Raw genomic sequence first — 17619 nt, 5'->3', positions numbered from 1 at the left:
AGGCGCGGCAAATTCGTGGCGCCGGTTTTCTCGTCCGAGGCATAAGTCACAGGGGCTGGTACAATGCGTGTCTGCCAATTATGTGTGACAACCATGACCCACGATTCCAACGAGACCGATGATCTTGACCTGTTCAGGCAGGCGATCCGGGGAGTGAAACCGATCAAGGTCGACCAGGCCGATACCGGCAAGCCGCGCACTGATCACGCCAGGCTCAGGACCTTGCGTCAGGGTGCCGTACGGCCGGACAACCGCATCAAGGTGGATGGGCTGTCGGATCAGTTCGTGATGGATGTGCAACCCGAAGAAGAGCTGGCCTGGGCGTCCAACGGTGTTCAGGAAAGCCAGCTGCGCAAACTGAAAACCGGCCAGATACCCTTCGATGGCACCATCGATCTGCATGGCATGACCGTGGAGAAGGCGCGCGATATTCTGTGGGAATTTCTTGCCGAGGCTAACCGGCTGGAGATCCGCTGTGTACGCGTGACTCACGGCAAAGCCATGCGCAAGGACGGACGCAAACCCATCCTCAAAAGCCACGTAAACACCTGGCTGCGCCAACACCCGAAGGTGTTGGGTTTTACCTCATGCATTCCACGCCATGGCGGCACCGGCTCGGTTTACGTCCTGCTCAAACGAACAATGCTGGAAGGACGGGACGAATAACCGGCTAACGGTTCACGCCTCGCTGGTTGACCGCTCAGCCAGGTATTCGATGACCGCTTGCTTGTCGCCACTGAATACGACCCGCTGCTCTTTCCCAGCCCGCTGGTAGGCATACATCGGATCGTAATAATGCGTCAGCAGCCCGGCAATCCAGTCACGGTGGGAATGCACATTCCCTTCATGCTGCTGAATGTCCAGCGCGTGACGCATCATCGCTTCAAGAGATTGAAAGCGCTCGCCACCCAAACGCTTGCGAATACGCAACAAGCTACCCAGCAAAAACTCCGAGAACGCAGCGAAGGCGGCCTCAGGCTGGTCGGGATACAACAGTGCATATTCAGCATGCATATCCGTCACATAGTCCTGCAGGATTCGCTCAACACGGTTTTCGAAGCTCTCTTCCAGCCAGATCAGCGGCGCCTCCTGCATGGCGCGGAACAACTCGATCGGCACCGTACAACTACCGACCATGCGGCCCTCGTCTTCCAGGACCAGTGATTGGTGACCTCTTGCGCGGACCTTGAGCACCTCGATGGCCAGACGATTCTCGAAATCAATCTGTCCCGGTTGAGGCGTAGCGCGTCGACCGAAGCTCGAGCCCCGATGATGGGCATGGCCTTCCAGATCCAGGCTGGACTCCAGCGCTGCGATCACTTCAGTTTTACCTGTGCCGGTCAAACCGGCTACCAGCTTGAGGGAGCACTCACGAATCGCCTCGTCCAGTGTATCGATCAGGAAACGCCGTAACGCCTTGTAGCCGCCGGCAACACGCGGATATTCCACGCCCGCCTCCGCCAGCCACTGCTGGACGATTTGCGAACGCAAACCACCCCGGAAACAATAGATATAGCCTTCAGGGTGCGCTCCGGCGAAGGCTTTCCAGGCTTCGACCCGCTGCGCCTTGACGTCGCTGTTGACCAGCTTGTGGCCCAGTTCGATGGCAGCCTGCTGGCCCTTCTGCTTGTAACAGATGCCCACCTGCTCGCGCTCGCTATCGAGCATCAGCGGCAGATTCACCACGCCCGGGAAGGCACCCTTGGCACACTCGACCGGCGCACGCACATCCAGCAACGGCACGTCGTTCAGAAAAAGGCGCGAAAATTCCTGCGTGTCAGCGCGCATCAAACGACCTCGACGCAGGGGCTGCCATCAGCGACAACGCACTCGCCAATCGGCTCAAGCTGCAGGCCCTCTGACTCGGCGAGCGCGACAAACGATGCCTCGGCCGCCGGATCGACCGCAACCAGCAAACCGCCGCTGGTCTGCGGATCACATAACAGGTTGCGCCAGGCCTGCGGCATATCGGCGACCTTGTGGCCGTAACTGTCAAAGTTGCGCCCGGTGCCGCCCGGAACGCAGCCAGCCGAGAGGTAATAATCGACGCTGGCCAGGCGCGGCACGCGCGCGTATTCGACGCGCGCCTTGACCCCTGACCCTTCGGCCATTTCCACCAGATGACCGAGCAGACCGAAACCGGTGACGTCCGTCATCGCCTGTACGCCTTCCAGCGTTGCGAACTGCGCGCCGATACGATTGAGTCGGCACATCAGATCACGCGCCACACCGGTGTCCTCGTCGCGCAGCTTTTTCTGTTTCTCTGCGGTGGTCAGAATGCCGATGCCCAGGGGTTTGGTCAGGTATAACTTTGCGCCAGCACGCGCAGTATCATTGCGCTTGAGCTGGTTACGGGTGACCTGGCCAGTCACCGCCAGACCAAAGATGGGCTCCGGCGCGTCGATTGAGTGCCCGCCTGCCAACGGCATGCCTGCCTCTGTGCAGACTGCACGAGCGCCAGCCAGAACCTCGCCCGCTACGGCTGCGGGCAGCACATTCACCGGCCAGCCAAGAATGGCGATTGCCATCAGGGGCGTGCCGCCCATGGCATAGATATCACTGATGGCATTGGTCGCGGCTATGCGGCCGAAATCGTATGGATCGTCAACAATGGGCATGAAGAAGTCGGTGGTGCTGACAATACCGCGTTCGTCATATATGCCGAAAACAGCGGCATCATCCCGACTGGAATTACCGACCCACAGTTGCGGGAACGCCGGACCGGGTTGCCCGACCGAGAGGATCTCGTCCAGCACCTGTGGAGAAATCTTGCATCCACAGCCGGCGCCATGGCTGTATTCGGTCAAGCGAACTGAAGTTTTCATGCCGTCTCTCCTGCCAATTCAAGAGCGGCATTCTATCAGGCCTGACCAGACCGGCCTACGGAATGGACGGTGTCTGCCAACCTTTCGTCGAAGCCGCTACGAAGCATAGGCTTCGGGCTTGAGTCCCTCGAAACGGTCCAGAGTGTCGCTGGCAACCATCCGGCCGAGCTCGATCAGCTCCGGGGCGCGGTGAAAATCGAAGAAACGGCTCAGGCGTTTCGGTACTTCTATCAGTACGTCAGGGGGATAGCCGGCAATCTTGTACTGGGTCAGTGAAGCCTGCATCGTTTCGAATGACAGGTTCACCAGTTCCAGCATGCTTGCCGGGCCGACATTCTGCTCCACCCGTACCGGGGCCGTTTCGTCCTGTTGACGGATTGCAGCCTTCTCTGCGGGCGGTTCATCTTCGACAGGTTGATCCAGCGCAACCACATCATCGGCGGAGCTTCCGCGACGGCCGATCCAGTTGCGCATATTGATACTGCCTACCCAGTGGTCCCACTGCTGGCGGATCGGCGCAGGCCGCTCGATTACCGGCAAACTGTATCCGTAGGTATGTGTGCCGTTGAGGTTGACCGCCACGATGAGATCGCAATGGGAGGACACCACCGGAACAATCGGCAGCGGATTGAGCAGCCCGCCATCAACCAGCACCCGGCTACCCTGACGAACTGGCGAAAACAGGCTGGGTATCGCCGCCGAGGCGCGCATGGCCTGGTGCAAACAGCCCTGCTGAAACCAGACCTCCTGCTGGTTGGTCAGATCGGTAGCGACTGCGGTGAAGGGAATTTTCAGATCCTCGATCCGCATATCGCCGACGATTTCCCGGACGCGGCCGAAAATCTTTTCCCCACGGATGGCGCCGAGGTTGCCAAACCCAACATCCAGCAGCTTCAGCACGTCGAGATAAGCCAGACCGGAAACCCACTCACGGTATGCCGACAGCCCCCCCGCGGCATATACGCCACCCACTACCGCGCCCATGGAACACCCGGCGATGCACTCGATGGAATACCCGCGACGTTCCAACTCCTCGATCACGCCGATATGAGCGTAACCACGGGCTCCGCCACTGCCCAGAACCAATGCGACGCTGCGTCCCATGCTGCCTTTTCCTCTTCTGATTAATCCCGATTGACGACGGGTTTCACTCTCAGCATGATGCCGGGATAATTTTCACCATATCAAGGCAACCCGTGAACAAACGCCGTACCTTTCTGTTGAAGCTGGCCGCCGTAGTGCTCATTCTCGCAATAACCCTGGCCGGACTGGGCGCCTGGATATTTCACAGCTCGGAAGCACAGCGCAGCGGCACGTTAAGACTGCAGGGCATGGAACAACCGGCGCGGGTATATTACGACACCTGGGGAGTGCCGCATATTGATGCACAATCTGACCTCGATGCCTATCGTACTCTTGGCTACCTGCACGCCCAGGACCGTCTGTTCCAGATGGACCTGTTGCGCCGCATCGGGGCCGGGCGACTGTCCGAACTCTTCGGCCAGGAGTCGCTGGTAACTGACCGTTTCTTTCGCTCACTGGGCATCAGCCGGTTCGCCCGCGAATATGCCAGGCGTATGGAAGAAAATGCCGATGCGCCGCACGTACAGTTGATAAATGCATACCAGAGCGGCATAAACCAGTACATCGACCAAGGCAATGTGCCGGTCGAGTACCGCTTGTTGTTGAGCAAGCCGGACTACTTCTCCACGGCTGATATTGCGCATGTCATGGGCTACATGGCGTATTCGTTTGCCGAAGCCTTCAAGACGGACGCGTTGGTCGACCATGTCCGCGGCACCCTCGGCGAACGCCACATGCAGGATCTGGTGCCTGGATGGCCAAGCAGCAAGCCGCCCACATCACCGCCAGCGCAGAGCGCCGCGTTGCTCGGGCCGCTGCTCCATCGGGTCGCCCACGTCGAGAAACATCTGCCGGTCGGCCAGTTCCTGGGCAGCAACGCCTGGGCCATCAACGCAAGCCGCAGCGCAAGCGGCGCCCCGATGCTAGCGAACGATCCACATATTGGCTTCTCGGTCCCCGCCACCTGGTATGAAGCCCATATCCGCACCCCTGAGCATGAGGTCTACGGGCATTTCCTCGCCGGGTTGCCATTTGCCCTGCTGGGCCAGACGCGGCATCACGCATGGGGGCTGACCATGTTGATGAACGATGATGTGGACTTCTATCGTGAGCGCGTTCATCCGGACAAACCCGACCATGTGTGGACCGACAACCGCTGGCAGAAGCTGACCGTGCACGAGGAGGTGATCAAGGTGCGCGGCCAGGAAGACCGCCTGATCCGCCTGCGCAGTTCGAAAAACGGACCTATCATCAATGACCGTCTGGACGCATCGGAAGAGGTTGAAGCGGATCGGCGCCCGGTCAGCCTGTTCTGGACGTTTCTTGATCCCGAAAGCGACTCCACCGAGGCCTTCTACGGTTTCTCACGGGCCAGCAACATGGCTGAGTTCGAGGCCGCGGCAGCAAAGCACTGGTCTCCCGGCTTGAACGTAGTGTACGCCGACGTGGAAGACAACATCGCCTCCTGGGCCATCGGTCGCATGAAACGCTGGCCAAAAAGCAATAACAGTTTCGCCCTGCTCAGTGGCGGCAGTGATCGGGACAAATTTCTCGGCTATCAGCCGTTTGCGCTCAATCCGCGCACGGTGAATCCATCCGTCGGGCATGTATACAGCGCCAACCACCCCTACGACCAGGACAACCCCCGGCGCCTGGTGCCTGGTTACTATGCACCGTCCGAACGCTCCCAGCGGCTGGCCGAGATGTTGTCCGACGATCAACCAATGGATCAGACGGTTTTCCGCCATATACAGCTCGATACCCGCCGCTCTCAATCGGCGGCAATGATTACCGACGCCTTGCCGTTGCTCAGCGAAAAACTGTTTCGCGAAGAGCTGCGCGCGCCTGCAGCTCGGGCAGCGGAGTTGGTCGCAGGGTGGGACGGCGAATTCGAACGCAACAATGTGGGCGCAACCCTTTATCAACGCTGGCATGACCAACTGATGCGAGCGCTATTTGCCGATGAGTTGGGCGACCAGTATGAGTTTTTCAAGAACACCAATATGGCCGAGAAAAGCCTGCTCAGTCTTTACTGGAAGCCCGCTTCACCGTGGTGGGACAACCGTGAGCAGCCCTCCCTGGATGGACGCCAGGCAGCGGTTGAACACGCCTGGGTCAGCACAATCGAAGGACTCGCTGAGCAACTGGGGCCAGACGTCGACAGCTGGAAATGGGAGCGTGTCATTCGACTCGAGCATGCCCATCCGCTGGCGGATAAACTTCCCTTTGGCGCGCTCTTGAGTAGTAGTCCGGTGCCTGTTGATGGGAGCCGGGAGAGTATCAACAGTATGACTTTCGGCCTGGAGCAGGACGTCTACCAGGTCAGCGCGGGGCCTTCGTCTCGCCGGCTGGTAGACCTGGGTAATCTCGACGGTACGCTGGGCATCCTGCCGCTTGGGCAGTCGGGCAATCCCTTCGACCCGCATTATGATGACCAGGCTGAGCTATTCAACGAGGGGCGTTACCGCACGCAACTCTTCGACTGGGTGTCTATTCAGGGATTGCCTGACCGTTTGAAGGTCAAGCCTTCCCGGAACCGTTGAGGGTGGCAGGTCTGTTGCCGTTCATCGCGGCTCGCGATGAAACGGGCAAGACCCTATATCTTGACGATCCGTATTCCCAACCCGGGTGTTGCTTCGCCAATTTCCAGCCGCTGCTTGCGAATACCGCGATCAGCGAGCCCCTGCACAACGGCCGGCGCCTGAGCTCCGTGTATCACTACGCGTAAACGGGTGTCTGTGCGCAGTGCGCGGTTCAACAGGTCCAGCCAGCTTGCCATCGTCTCCCCTTCGGGATCCTCCAGCTCGGCAGCAGGCACACTGAAATGCCCCTCGCTGTTGATAACCTTCAACAAGGTTGCGGGCGTTGGATATAGAGCCCGCTCAACCGGCTCGTCAGGCGTGAACTGATCGACATGCAAATAGACCTGGCGGTTGCCACGGGTGATCGCGTACAGGCTGACAAATCGTTGCGGCGTCTCATCCACACGCACCGCCAGATAGGTCTGATTATCGTCTGGGCCATATAGACGCGAGAAGCCAATTACCTGACTGGCCCAGGTACTGCTGCTGCCGCACTCCCGACCTTCGCAGAAATACAACATGGTGGTGTCGTTATCCAGCAGCTGTTGGGTGGCATGAGCAAGCGCCTCATCTGCGTCATGCCCCGATGGAATAAGCCAGGAAACCTGCAGCAGCGTGCCGATGGTGCGCACTTCACGCTCGGCACGTAATTTGTTGTTGATGCGTCGCACGCTGCCAATGGCGACACCGTGGTCAACGTTCTCTTCAACATTCACCCTGGCAACCTCTGCGCGGGGAAACGGCTGGATCAACAATTCATCCGGGACCGCATCGGCAGCCTGACTGACGGCTGATGCCAGCCCGAATGCCAATCCCATTAACAGCAGAGCCGGTCGTCTTCTTGACGGCATTTGTTCTCCTCAGCGTTGCAGATTACCGCGCCTCCCAGGGGATTCACGGGGCCAGACCCACCCAACCAACTCTGGCCAGTCATGCGGTGGCATGAGCCTATAGCAAAGACCGACCTTCTGATAGCCTCGGCCAGCGCCCGTAGCGGGTCAAGCAAGGCCTTTGAAAAAACTGTCAATAATCGTTGCGACACGTGGAGCGGCCTGTTCCAGGTGCAAGTGATGTCCGCCTTCAACCCGATGAATCTGCACGTTCTCAAGCTGATCAAGCAGGGCTGACGTCTCCGGGCGCCTGGCAAAGATACCTTCGCTGGCAACCACCAGACAGGTAGGCGTGCGGATCGCTTCAACTATCGCAATGGCCTGCTTATGGGTGAAGCGCAGCGCCGAAGGCAACATCAATTGCGGATCGGTTCGCCAGGTCCAGCCGCCCTGCTCAGGCATCAGCCCGCGTTCAACCAGACAATTGGCGGCAACGCGTGACAGGGGCATGCTACCGCCCAATATCCGAGCGGTAGTAGCCTTCTCGGGCGATACGTAAATGGGCTTGCGCTTCCTGCTGGTGGCCAGGCTGGCTTTTAGAAAGCGCGCCATCTGATCTGGCGTGTCATCCGCCTCGGAGGTGATCGGCATCAGGCCATCGATAAGCGCGGCGCCCATGATGCGGTCGGGCACGCTGGCGGACAGAATGCTGCTGATAATCGCACCCATCGAATGGCCCAGCAGCGCGAACCGGTCCCACCCCATGCTTTCGGCGACCTGTAATACGGCAGCGGCTTGCTGCCACAGGCTGTAGCCGCCGGCAGGCAGGTGACCGGAGAGACCGTGACCCGGCAGGTCCAGCGCGATCAGATAAACCCCATCGAGTTCGGGGGCGATCAGATCGAAGGTGGCAGCGTTATCCAGCCAGCCGTGCAGCCCTATGACCGGGAGCCCGTCAGGCTTGCCCCACACTTTTGCGGCTACCTCGACCGAAGGCAGATTGAAGCGGACTTCATGACTCGCGTGTTCCATAAATCCTGGGATCCTTAAAAAAGCGGGAAAATCTATACCTCGGATGGCCCGTAGACAAGGCGTCTGGCATGCATGAAACGCAGCACAACGCCGTCGGAGCGGGTCCGGCTCAAGAGTTCAGCCCGGGGTGGGTGTCTCTTGCCAGAGCACCCGTTTACCGCTGACCGACCACATTTCGAGTTGGTCCTGGTAGGTTGCTTCGACCACGTGACGTTTGAGCTTCAGCGTCGGGGTAATGAAGCCATTATTCACGCTCCATTTATCACCAATCACGACCAGGCAAGCGAGTTGCTGATGCTGAGGCAGCCGCTTGTTGGTTTCGCTGAGGATGCGCGTTAGGCGCTCCTCAACAACCTGATCGCGGCTGGGCGTAGCGGCAGACTCGGTCTCCTGCAATTGCACCAGCGCTATCGGCTGCGGCAGCTTCTCTCCCAGCACGCAGGATTGCTCGATCAGCGAACTGGCATCCAGCAGCCGCTCGATCGGCCCGGGCGGGATCACCTTGCCGGCGCGCGTGGTGAACAGGTCCCGGGCGCGTCCGATGACCCGCACAAATCCCTCCTTGTCGACCTCACCGAGATCTCCGGTGTGCAGAAAACCATTCTCGTCGAGCATTCGGGCGGTAGCGTCCGGATCCTTGAAATAGCCCAGCATAGTGGCCCGGCTGCGCAGCAGGAGCTCGCCATCTTCCGCGAGCCGGCATTCGACGCCCGGGTTCGGCAAGCCGACCCAGCCTGATTTGAATCGCTGGGGTCTGCCAAGGTGGGAATAGCCGCAGTTTTCGGTCATCCCGTATATTTCGACAAGGTTCATTCCAAGACGCTGGAACCAGCGCAGCATGTCGTCGGCTGGAGGCGCGCCGCCGCTGACGGCATAGCGGATATGGTTCAGGCCCAATGTTGCCAGCACCATACGGGCGGGGATTCTGCGAAGCAGCGGTATCTTCAACAGAGGATTCAGCACAATCGCCGGGACCCGTCTGTATACGCTTCGCTGTAACTTGGACCAGAGCCGCGGCACGCCAAAAAACACCGTTGGGCGGGCCCGGCGCATGTCGCGCACGAAGGTGTCAGAGCCATGCACGAAATAAACCGTCTCGCCGCCAAGCAGCGAAGCAATCTGCACGAACTGACGCTCCGCCACGTTACTCAGCGGCAAGTAGGACAGCAGTCGATCATTATCATTGATCACGAACAGACGCAGCCAGTTGCTGGCCGCGTGATACATCGCGCTGAAGCTGAGCATCACGCCTTTTGGTGGCCCCGATGTGCCTGCCGTATAGACCAGGGTCGCGACAGCGGCAGGGTCGGGCAGCACATCTTCGCTCAGCGGCTCGTTGCTCTCCAGCAGGCTCTGCCAGGGCAGCAGATCGGCATCCTCCGGTGCCAATGGCAGCCCGATCCACGGAATGTCCGGGTACACGGTGGGGCGTACCCTCTGCCAACTGTCCAGCTTGCCAATGAAAGCCGCCCGGCACTCGGCATGCTCGAGCATCGGGCGCACTGAATCGCGGCCCAGTGTCGGATAGATCGGCACACTGACATGCCCGGCCATCCAGATCGCCAGGTCGGCGATTATCCAGTGGGCACAATTTTTCGAGAAAAGCGCAATATGGCTGCCAGGTTCAAGCTCAAGCGAGCGCAGATAGCTGGCAATCCGGCGCGCCTGGTCACCCACCTGAGCCCAGGTGAATTCGTCGACGCTGGCGTCTGCGTGGGGCTGGACCAGATAGACCTTGTCAGGGTGAGCCCGCTCCCGCTCATAGAAGCTTTCGAGAGCAGACGAAACAGCCAGTTTTACCTGATCTGGCATTTGCTGTGCCTCATGGACTTTTTGTTTTTTTCTGCGCTGAATGCTGAATGACCAAGGTATAGCGTCACCCGAATAATCGCTTCGAGCGTCACTATCCCATGCTCAAAAAGGGCAAACAAGCGCAGAACAGAGGCAAACGCACCGATTCTGCAAATGAATGCCAGATCATTTGACGAGCCGGGCCAGCCCCGCTGCCACGTAGTCCAGATCAAGGCAGACCAGCCCTGCGGTGGGCACCGGGAAGTGGCCGCGACGATGTCCCTCCACCAGCAGGCTGATCAACTGGCTGACCAAAGGCTGATGACTTACCAAAAGCAGGTTCTGCTCGGTCTGCTGTTCCAGCTGGCTGATTACAGTGAGGGGATCCGATTCAGGTACCAGCCAGTCGACGGTGGTTACCTCGCCGCTATAACCGGTTGCCTGGCATGCCAGCTCAGCAGTCTGCTGCGCGCGCACGTACGGGCTCGAAAGCACTGCCTCAAAGGGCTCACCAGCCAGACCGGACATAACGCCCCGTACCTCATGACGGCCCGCCTCGGTCAGTTCACGAAGGGCGTCTGCGGGCGCCTGCGCCTCGGCCTGACCATGTCGAAGTATCCAGAGCTTCATGGCTGCACTGGCCCGCTGGGCGATTCGCCGGGAGTTCCAGTACCCGCGTCACCGGCCTTGGCGTTGCCCGCGGACATCGGCTCAGCAATAGTGACGTGCCATTGAGCCTGAGGGTCCGGCCATTCCATAAACGGCCAGGGTTTCTGCTCGGTAGCGCCGGTCGCATAACGTCCGATCTGCCACGCATATTGGGAAAGACTGTTACCGAAGCCGGTCAGCCGTGGCTCATGGGCCCCGTTCAGTAACTGGGAGCCGATCTGCAGCGCCACCACCACGACCAGCAGCAGCTCGGTAATCTGCCACGCAAGCGCAAACAACAGGATATAGAGTAACCGCAGCCAGAAATCGGCGGAGGTGACGGCAGTCTTGGCATGCTTCATGGTGTGGCGTTCCCGGCTTCGGTAGTGACATAGGAGGCGAATTCGACGTCGTCTTTCTGAGAGGCTGACATAAGCCGACCGATCACATCAGCCAGTGGCTGACCTTCAAACAAGATAGCGTGCAGGCCGGCAACCAGCGGCATATAGATGCCCTCTTCATCGGATTTCTGCTTGAGCACGCGCAGGGTGTTCACCCCTTCGGCGACCTGCCCCAGTTGCGCCACGCTATCTTCAAGCGTCTGGCCTTTGCCAAGCGCAAAACCAACCTGAAAATTGCGTGATTGCGGTGACGTGCAGGTGACCATCAGATCGCCGATGCCGGCAAGGCCGAGGAATGTCATGGGATTGGCACCCATGCTGACGGCAAACCGGGTCATTTCCGCGAGCGCCCGGGTGACCAGCATGCTCTTGGTATTTTCCCCGACACCCATTGCCGCTGCCATACCAGAGATGATGGCGTAGACATTCTTCAACGCACCGCCGAGCTCCACACCAAAACGGTCCTGGCTGGCATACACTCGAACACTCTTGCTGCCCAGCACGGCCTGAACCTCGCTGCACAGCGTCTCGTCCCGGCAAGCGATCACGGTGGCAGTCAGTGCGCCTGCTGCCATTTCACGGGCCAGATTGGGCCCCGACAGCACCCCGACCCGCGCAGCAGGCGCCTCGGCTTCGACTATCTGACTCATCAGCAGGAAGCCGGGCTGCTCTATTCCCTTGGTTGTGCTGACGACGCCCTTGCCCGCCAGATCCGGTCCGATCTGCTGCAATACACTGCGAAACGCGCCACTGGGTATGGCCAGAAATATCAACTGGGCCGACGCCAGAGCGGCATGCAGATCGGTCGTGACAACAAGACGCGGGTCCAGCGATATGTCCGGCAGGTATCGGCTGTTCCTGTGCTCGCGGTTGATCTCGTCTGCGACGGCCTGATCACGCAACCATAAGGTCACTTGCACCCCATGCGAGGCCATCAGATTGGCCAGGGTGGTTCCGAAACTGCCCCCACCCAGAACGCAAACCGGCTGTTTTTGCTCAGTCATGCAAGATCCTTTGTTCAAATGACAAACGGCATTATAAGTTCAGAGCACGATAACAGCGATGCGGGAGTGGCAAAATCTGTTCTCGCCGCTATGATGGCGCCGCCCAAACAGCCAGGACAGCTCAGGATATGATCAAAACCCGTAGTCTGGTCATTCTATTGACAATAGCCATGACCGGTGCAGTTCAAGCCGGGGAAGGCAGCCCGCTCGGTAATCCCGATCTGCCTACGGTTCTTAGTGCTACGCGGCTCAGGCAAGCGCCAGCTGACGTGCCTGGCAGCATGACGGTCATTGATCGCGAACTGATCCGCGCGAGCGGCGCACGGGATGTGCCCGAACTGCTCAGGCTGGTGCCGGGAATGCTGGTTGGCTACCACTCGGGCAACACGGTCAACGTCAATTACCATGGCACCAACGTAAGCGAAGCCCGCCGCCTGCAGGTGCTGGTGGACGGCCGTTCGATCTACCGCCCCGGATTTGCCACGATCGACTGGCCCGGACTTTCCCTGGCAATGGAAGACATCGAACGCATCGAAGTGTTTCGCGGGCCGAATACCGCGGCCTATGGTGCGAACGCCTTGATGGGCGTGATCAACATCGTTTCCCGGGACCCGAGCGGGAGCCTGGGCACCCGTCTGAAGGTAACCAGCGGCACCCGGGGCGTGCGGGATCGCTACGGCAGCCACGGGTTCAAAGCGGGCGACACCCATATGCGACTGAGCATTATCGGCAGACGCGATAATGGTTTTGACCACGACGAAGACGGCGAGTCCATTCGCGACGGTCAGCGCAGCGATGCATTCACCTTGTCCGGCGTCAGTGAAATCGATCCGACCCAGACGCTGGAGTGGCAACTGGGCGCGGCGGATGGCTCCCGTCAGGCAGATTATGATTACGAAGCCATGGCTCCGGGCAACCCGGATTATCCGGGTGCGGAAGGTTCCGCCTTTGAGCGAAGGATCAACAGCCATGCGCCTTCTTCGGATCTGCGGGATCGTAACTGGTTTGCCTCGGCGCGCTGGACCAACGATTTCTCCTCGACCCACAGCCTTCAGGCGAGTAGCTCCATCCAGCATATGGAACGGCTGCAGCAGTGGCGAGCCTGCGACTCGCCTGTTGTGTTCTCCCCTGAGCTGAAAACGATCTATCAGGCTGATCCGCAACTGGCACGGCATCTGAACAAATATTTCCGCGGCAAGCTGGATGATGCCGAAGCGCTGCAAGCATTATTCCCCGGCGACAAGGCGGCGCTGTTCCCCCTGGCCGAAGAGGTCATCGCGCAGCATGACGCATCCCTTGATACCGGACCGGTCTGCTGGGACATAAACCAGACGCTGCGCGAAACGCGCTACGAGGTGGAGCTGCAGGACACCTTGCAGCTCACCGAACAACTGCGCACGGTGTTCGGTTCGAATCTGCGTTACGACCGGGTTCGCTCGGAGACCTACTTCAATGGCGTAGTGGACAACAGGGCCCTTCAGCTCTTCGCCAACGTGGAATACCGGCCCCACGATCAATGGTTGTTGCACGCTGCCGGCATGGCTGAGGACAGCGAGCTGACCGGTTACTCGTTTTCCCCGCGCCTGGCCGTGCATTATTTCCTCCGCCCGAGTCATAGCTTGCGGGCCGTGTATTCCGAAGCGGTACGCTCCCCGGACATGTACGAGAATCATGCCTCCTGGACCTATCGCCCGACGAACATGAACGGAGCCTCAACGCTCAGCCGGACATATTATGCCCACGCAAAGGGACCCGGGAATCTGGAGCAGGAACATATGCGATCGGCCGAGCTGGGCTACAACGGGTACAGCCACCAGCTCGCGCTATCGATGGATTTCCGTGCGTTTCATGAAGAAATCGACGACATGATGAGCGAACCACTGCAGCTGAAGAATTTTGTCCCGACCAACGCCGGGTTCGTGCGCTTTACCGGTGCCGAGGGGCAACTGGATTGGCAGGCCACGCCAACCGATCGTCTTCGGCTCACCTACGCCTACATCGATTTTACAGCGGCACACAAGCTGGACCAGCGCCTGACCCCGCGCAACAGCGGATCGGTGGCGTGGCTGCGGCAATGGCCTGGCGGCTTTGACAGTAGCCTGATCTATTACGGTGCTGACATGCTCAACGAACGACGCTTCGAACGTGTAGACTCCCGGGTCGGAAAACGACTGGAGCTGACCCGCAGCAGCAGCCTGGATCTGGCATTGACCTGGCAATACAGGCTGGATGACGAAGGTCTGACCTGGGCTGAAAACCGATTCGATAGTCCAAGCCATTACTACCTCAGCGCCCAACTGAGTTTCTGAGAGCCGGGAAGCAGCGTATGATCGCGGCTTCGGTCATACTAATAGATCATTGACAAGGATGTTTGATGACTCTTCCTCCCCTTGCGACCCTATGTTGGTGAAGCGCCTGAAAAAGGTGCTGTACGCCTGCCTGGTGCTGCTTGCGCTCCCGACCTGGGCGGCCAACCTGACGGTAGCAACCCCCGAGACCACCGAGTTGACTGACCATTTCATTGCCGCGCTGCGGCAGCTTCGGCCAGCCGACAACATCGAGGTTCATATACTCGGCGAGCCTCTGTCAGAGACGCCTCCCGACATGGTTGTGACCATGGGGTGGCGGGCGGCCCAGTGGCAGAAGGAACATCTCCCCGACGCACCTACAGTCGCAGCCTACCTCAGACTTGAACAGATTCAGCAGCACCTGCCCGAGCTGCTTCGGGGCCCGCGACATATCTTGCTTGCCAGCCCGAAACCCTCCCGTCAGGTAGCGCTTGCGCGCTTGCTGCTCCCCCGCATCGACACGCTGGGGCTGCTGTACAGCGACGCCAGCCGCATGCAACTGCCGGCCTGGCAGGACACGGCCGATTCTGCGGGCCTCAAGCTGTCCGCCGAGCTCGTTGAAACCCCGGACAAACTGACCCGCCCGCTGATCGAAGTGCTATCGCGCAGCGACGTACTGATCGCGATCGACGACCAGACGATCTATCGGGCCGACACTCTCAGAACGCTACTGTTAACCAGCTACGCGCGGGACAAGCTCATGATCGGCCCCAGTGCTCCATTCATTTCTGCCGGAAGCCTGGGCACCACGTTCAGCTCGCCTGCCGATACGGCGCGCAGTGTTAACGAGATACTTGCAGGGGGTATCTCTACTGGCATGAGCTATCCGACCTATTTCTCAGTCATCAGCAACCCACACGTCGCCCGATCACTCGGCTTCCCGCCGCCGGATGACGCCGCACTGTCGCAGGAGCTGGCAACGATGAAGACCGGACAGTGACACACTACAAACCAGGCAGTATCCATAACCGTCTGATTCTCATTGCCTTGATGCCCGCGGTCATACTGGGTCTTACGTTACTCCTGTACTTCGTCAACGCGCGGCTGGACGACGTCAAACGTCAACAGCATGAAACGGGGGAGCTCATCGCCACGCAGCTGGCGTCCACTGCCGAACTTGGCGTCGTAACGGGCCACACCGCCACGCTGGAAAATCTTATTTCCGGCGCCTTGCAGATTCGCGACGTGCTGGCTATCGAAGTATATGACCGGGACGGCGAGCTGCTGATCCGGTTGCCCCGCAAGGCCAGGGATATCGAACCGGGTTCGGCCAGCCTGGTGTTCAACGCCGATATCCTCCGTCAGCGCATTGAACTGGATCATGAGCTTTACATGCTTGATGTGACAGACCGCACCGATGCTGCGCACGATTTTCTCGGTCAGGTGAAGGTAGTACTCAACCATGAGACGCTTAGCGACCGGCGAGAGGACATCCTCTGGAGTGCCGCATTTATCGGCCTGGCTGTGCTGATTACCTTGCTCCTTGCACTGCGCCTCGCACGCAGGCTGGCCATGCCCTTGACCCATATGAGCAGCGCCATTCAATCGTTGAGAAATGGCCGGTTTGAAACGCGCCTCATCAGCGCGGGCAACGACGAAATCGGCCGCCTGGGCGCGAATATCAATGCGCTTGCCGACAGGCTTCAGCAGACGCGTGAGCAGCAACGTCTGACCATCAGGGACCTGATCGCTGCCAGAGAAGATGCCGAGCGGGCCAACAGCGCGAAATCAGCGTTTCTGGCGATGATGAGTCATGAACTGCGCACGCCAATGAATGGGGTGATGGGCATGCTCCAGTTACTCGAAACCACTGAGCTCGACCCGGAGCAGGCGGAATATGTGCATATCGCCGGCGAATCGACTCACCATCTGCTCGACGTGATCAACGATATTCTCGACCTGTCGCGCATTGAAAGCGGCACCATCGAATATGAGCGCATTCCCTTCGACCTGCGCGAAAAGCTCACCAGTGCTATCGCTCCCTTCGAATATGCCGCGAAACAGAAAGGACTGCGTCTGGTTGTTGATCTCAATGGGCCGCCAGCACTGTGCGATGTGACCGGCGACCCTACCCGCCTACGCCAGATACTGGTCAATCTGATTGGCAATGCCTTGAAGTTTACTGCGCAGGGTGAAATCCGCATTGATGCCCGCTGGTATCAGGAGGCCGCCGGGGTCGTCTTGCACTGCGAGGTAAGCGATACCGGCATCGGCATCGCAGCAGATCGTCTGGAGACCATGTTTGAAGCCTTCCAGCAGGCGGACAGCAGCACCTCACGGCGGTTCGGCGGGACCGGCCTCGGGCTTTCCATAGCCCGGACATTCGCCCGCAGCATGGGCGGCGAGCTGAGCGCGACCAGCGAGCTGAATGAAGGCTCCTGTTTCACCCTGCGCCTGCCATTTACCCGGTCCGGCATGACGGCCAACAGCACGACGCTGAAACCGTCAGGCAGCAGCCCGCCGTCCGGCGCATTGCTACTGGTAGAAGACAATCCGGTCAATCTGATGGTCATCGAAGGCATGTTGCGCAATAGGGGGTATGAAGTACGAACGGCACATAATGGCCAACAGGCAATCGACCTTCTCACTGATCCGCAGCTGGCTTTCGCCGGCATTCTGATGGACATACAGCTGCCGGACATGGATGGCATCGCCGTTTATCAGCACTACCTGCGGTACTGTCAGCAGCAAAACGCGATTCCGGTGCCCTGCGTCGCGCTGACCGCCAGCGCACTGACGTCAGAGCGGCTGGAGTGTGAGCAAGCCGGCATGAGCGGGTTTCTGAGCAAACCGCTGTCAGCCCGCGCGCTGCACCAGGCAATTGATGACTGGATTTTGCCGCGCCATTTACCGCACTGATCGCGCATCATTCTGTTCGTCCTTCATCGGACGCGGCAATGGAATATTGGCCTGCAAAAGGGGACACTAGGGTCTGATCCCGTTTCATCGCGGCCGCGACGGAGGCCCGTTTGGTGCAGAACAAGGCGCGAGAAACGAAATTTGGTTGTTCCAAATGAGCGACGAGTAACGCAGTGCTGCGCTAAACGGGCCCCGTCCCTTCGGGTTGCGCGGCAA

Annotated in this window: 14 protein-coding genes; 5 read left to right on the top strand and 9 right to left on the bottom strand. The window is 59.5% G+C overall.

Annotation, left to right across the window (positions count from 1 at the left end):
• Nucleotides 1-93: 93 nt before the first annotated feature.
• The gene (locus FZE95_RS12350) at nt 94-666 is read left to right on the top strand and encodes a Smr/MutS family protein (RefSeq protein WP_150301174.1); all 573 of its coding nucleotides are present in this window, start codon (nt 94-96) and stop codon (nt 664-666) included.
• Between the two features lie 12 nt (nt 667-678).
• On the opposite strand, the gene mnmH is transcribed toward FZE95_RS12350, so the two are convergent.
• The 3 genes from mnmH to FZE95_RS12335 form a co-directional block, all read right to left on the bottom strand.
• Nucleotides 679-1788, bottom strand: a complete 1110-nt coding sequence (gene mnmH, locus FZE95_RS12345) for a tRNA 2-selenouridine(34) synthase MnmH (RefSeq protein ID WP_150301173.1) — start codon at nt 1786-1788, stop codon at nt 679-681.
• On the bottom strand, nt 1788-2825 hold the full coding sequence (gene selD / locus FZE95_RS12340) for a selenide, water dikinase SelD (protein ID WP_150301172.1): 1038 nt from the start codon (nt 2823-2825) through the stop codon (nt 1788-1790). The genes mnmH and selD overlap by 1 nt, the downstream gene beginning before the upstream one ends.
• Before the next feature lie 96 nt (nt 2826-2921).
• Complete coding sequence (locus FZE95_RS12335; RefSeq protein WP_150301171.1) at nt 2922-3929, bottom strand: patatin-like phospholipase family protein; 1008 nt, start codon at nt 3927-3929, stop codon at nt 2922-2924.
• A gap of 92 nt (nt 3930-4021) precedes the next feature.
• Here FZE95_RS12335 and FZE95_RS12330 point away from each other — a divergent pair, with 92 nt between their 5' ends.
• Nucleotides 4022-6451, top strand: a complete 2430-nt coding sequence (locus tag FZE95_RS12330) for a penicillin acylase family protein (protein WP_150301170.1) — start codon at nt 4022-4024, stop codon at nt 6449-6451.
• A gap of 53 nt (nt 6452-6504) precedes the next feature.
• Here FZE95_RS12330 and FZE95_RS12325 read toward each other — a convergent pair whose 3' ends face one another.
• From FZE95_RS12325 to FZE95_RS12300, 6 genes are all read right to left on the bottom strand, one after another.
• Entirely contained in the window at nt 6505-7341 is an 837-nt protein-coding gene (locus tag FZE95_RS12325; protein WP_150301169.1) for a DUF4892 domain-containing protein, read from the bottom strand.
• Between the two features lie 147 nt (nt 7342-7488).
• Complete coding sequence (locus tag FZE95_RS12320) at nt 7489-8352, bottom strand: alpha/beta fold hydrolase (RefSeq protein WP_150301168.1); 864 nt, start codon at nt 8350-8352, stop codon at nt 7489-7491.
• 117 nt (nt 8353-8469) lie between these two features.
• Nucleotides 8470-10164 (bottom strand): AMP-binding protein, encoded by a 1695-nt coding sequence (locus FZE95_RS12315; RefSeq protein ID WP_150301167.1) that lies wholly within the window; start codon nt 10162-10164, stop codon nt 8470-8472.
• 165 nt (nt 10165-10329) lie between these two features.
• Complete coding sequence (gene sixA, locus FZE95_RS12310) at nt 10330-10773, bottom strand: phosphohistidine phosphatase SixA (protein ID WP_150301166.1); 444 nt, start codon at nt 10771-10773, stop codon at nt 10330-10332.
• A complete protein-coding gene (locus FZE95_RS12305) occupies nt 10770-11153 on the bottom strand; it encodes a DUF4389 domain-containing protein (RefSeq protein WP_150301165.1) in 384 nt (127 codons plus the stop codon). The genes sixA and FZE95_RS12305 overlap by 4 nt, the downstream gene beginning before the upstream one ends.
• Entirely contained in the window at nt 11150-12196 is a 1047-nt protein-coding gene (locus FZE95_RS12300; protein ID WP_150301164.1) for an NAD(P)H-dependent glycerol-3-phosphate dehydrogenase, read from the bottom strand. The genes FZE95_RS12305 and FZE95_RS12300 overlap by 4 nt, the downstream gene beginning before the upstream one ends.
• 128 nt (nt 12197-12324) lie before the next feature.
• Between FZE95_RS12300 and FZE95_RS12295 the strand changes: the two genes are divergently transcribed.
• The 3 genes from FZE95_RS12295 to FZE95_RS12285 all read left to right on the top strand — a co-directional run bounded on the left by FZE95_RS12295 (nt 12325) and on the right by FZE95_RS12285 (nt 17403).
• Nucleotides 12325-14505, top strand: a complete 2181-nt coding sequence (locus FZE95_RS12295) for a TonB-dependent receptor plug domain-containing protein (RefSeq protein WP_223825050.1) — start codon at nt 12325-12327, stop codon at nt 14503-14505.
• 91 nt (nt 14506-14596) lie between these two features.
• Nucleotides 14597-15484, top strand: coding sequence for a hypothetical protein (locus FZE95_RS12290; protein ID WP_150301163.1), 888 nt, complete (start codon nt 14597-14599; stop codon nt 15482-15484).
• The gene (locus tag FZE95_RS12285) at nt 15481-17403 is read left to right on the top strand and encodes an ATP-binding protein (protein ID WP_150301162.1); all 1923 of its coding nucleotides are present in this window, start codon (nt 15481-15483) and stop codon (nt 17401-17403) included. Before FZE95_RS12290 ends, FZE95_RS12285 begins: the two co-directional genes overlap by 4 nt.
• Nucleotides 17404-17619: the final 216 nt, after the last annotated feature.

Source organism: Pseudomonas profundi, from assembly GCF_008638305.1.
GTDB lineage: Bacteria > Pseudomonadota > Gammaproteobacteria > Pseudomonadales > Pseudomonadaceae > Halopseudomonas > Halopseudomonas profundi.
The sequence above is the reverse complement of the archived record's forward strand: the minus strand, read 5'-3'. Positions and strand labels throughout refer to the sequence as shown.

Coding starts and splice junctions, on each gene's coding strand:
- FZE95_RS12350 (WP_150301174.1), top strand. CDS start 94: ATGACCCACGATTCCAACGAGACCGATGATCTTGACCTGTTCAGGCAG.
- FZE95_RS12305 (WP_150301165.1), bottom strand. CDS start 11,153: ATGAAGCATGCCAAGACTGCCGTCACCTCCGCCGATTTCTGGCTGCGG.
- FZE95_RS12315 (WP_150301167.1), bottom strand. CDS start 10,164: ATGCCAGATCAGGTAAAACTGGCTGTTTCGTCTGCTCTCGAAAGCTTC.
- mnmH (WP_150301173.1), bottom strand. CDS start 1,788: ATGCGCGCTGACACGCAGGAATTTTCGCGCCTTTTTCTGAACGACGTG.
- FZE95_RS12335 (WP_150301171.1), bottom strand. CDS start 3,929: ATGGGACGCAGCGTCGCATTGGTTCTGGGCAGTGGCGGAGCCCGTGGT.
- FZE95_RS12325 (WP_150301169.1), bottom strand. CDS start 7,341: ATGCCGTCAAGAAGACGACCGGCTCTGCTGTTAATGGGATTGGCATTC.
- FZE95_RS12295 (WP_223825050.1), top strand. CDS start 12,325: ATGATCAAAACCCGTAGTCTGGTCATTCTATTGACAATAGCCATGACC.
- sixA (WP_150301166.1), bottom strand. CDS start 10,773: ATGAAGCTCTGGATACTTCGACATGGTCAGGCCGAGGCGCAGGCGCCC.
- FZE95_RS12320 (WP_150301168.1), bottom strand. CDS start 8,352: ATGGAACACGCGAGTCATGAAGTCCGCTTCAATCTGCCTTCGGTCGAG.
- selD (WP_150301172.1), bottom strand. CDS start 2,825: ATGAAAACTTCAGTTCGCTTGACCGAATACAGCCATGGCGCCGGCTGT.
- FZE95_RS12300 (WP_150301164.1), bottom strand. CDS start 12,196: ATGACTGAGCAAAAACAGCCGGTTTGCGTTCTGGGTGGGGGCAGTTTC.
- FZE95_RS12290 (WP_150301163.1), top strand. CDS start 14,597: ATGTTGGTGAAGCGCCTGAAAAAGGTGCTGTACGCCTGCCTGGTGCTG.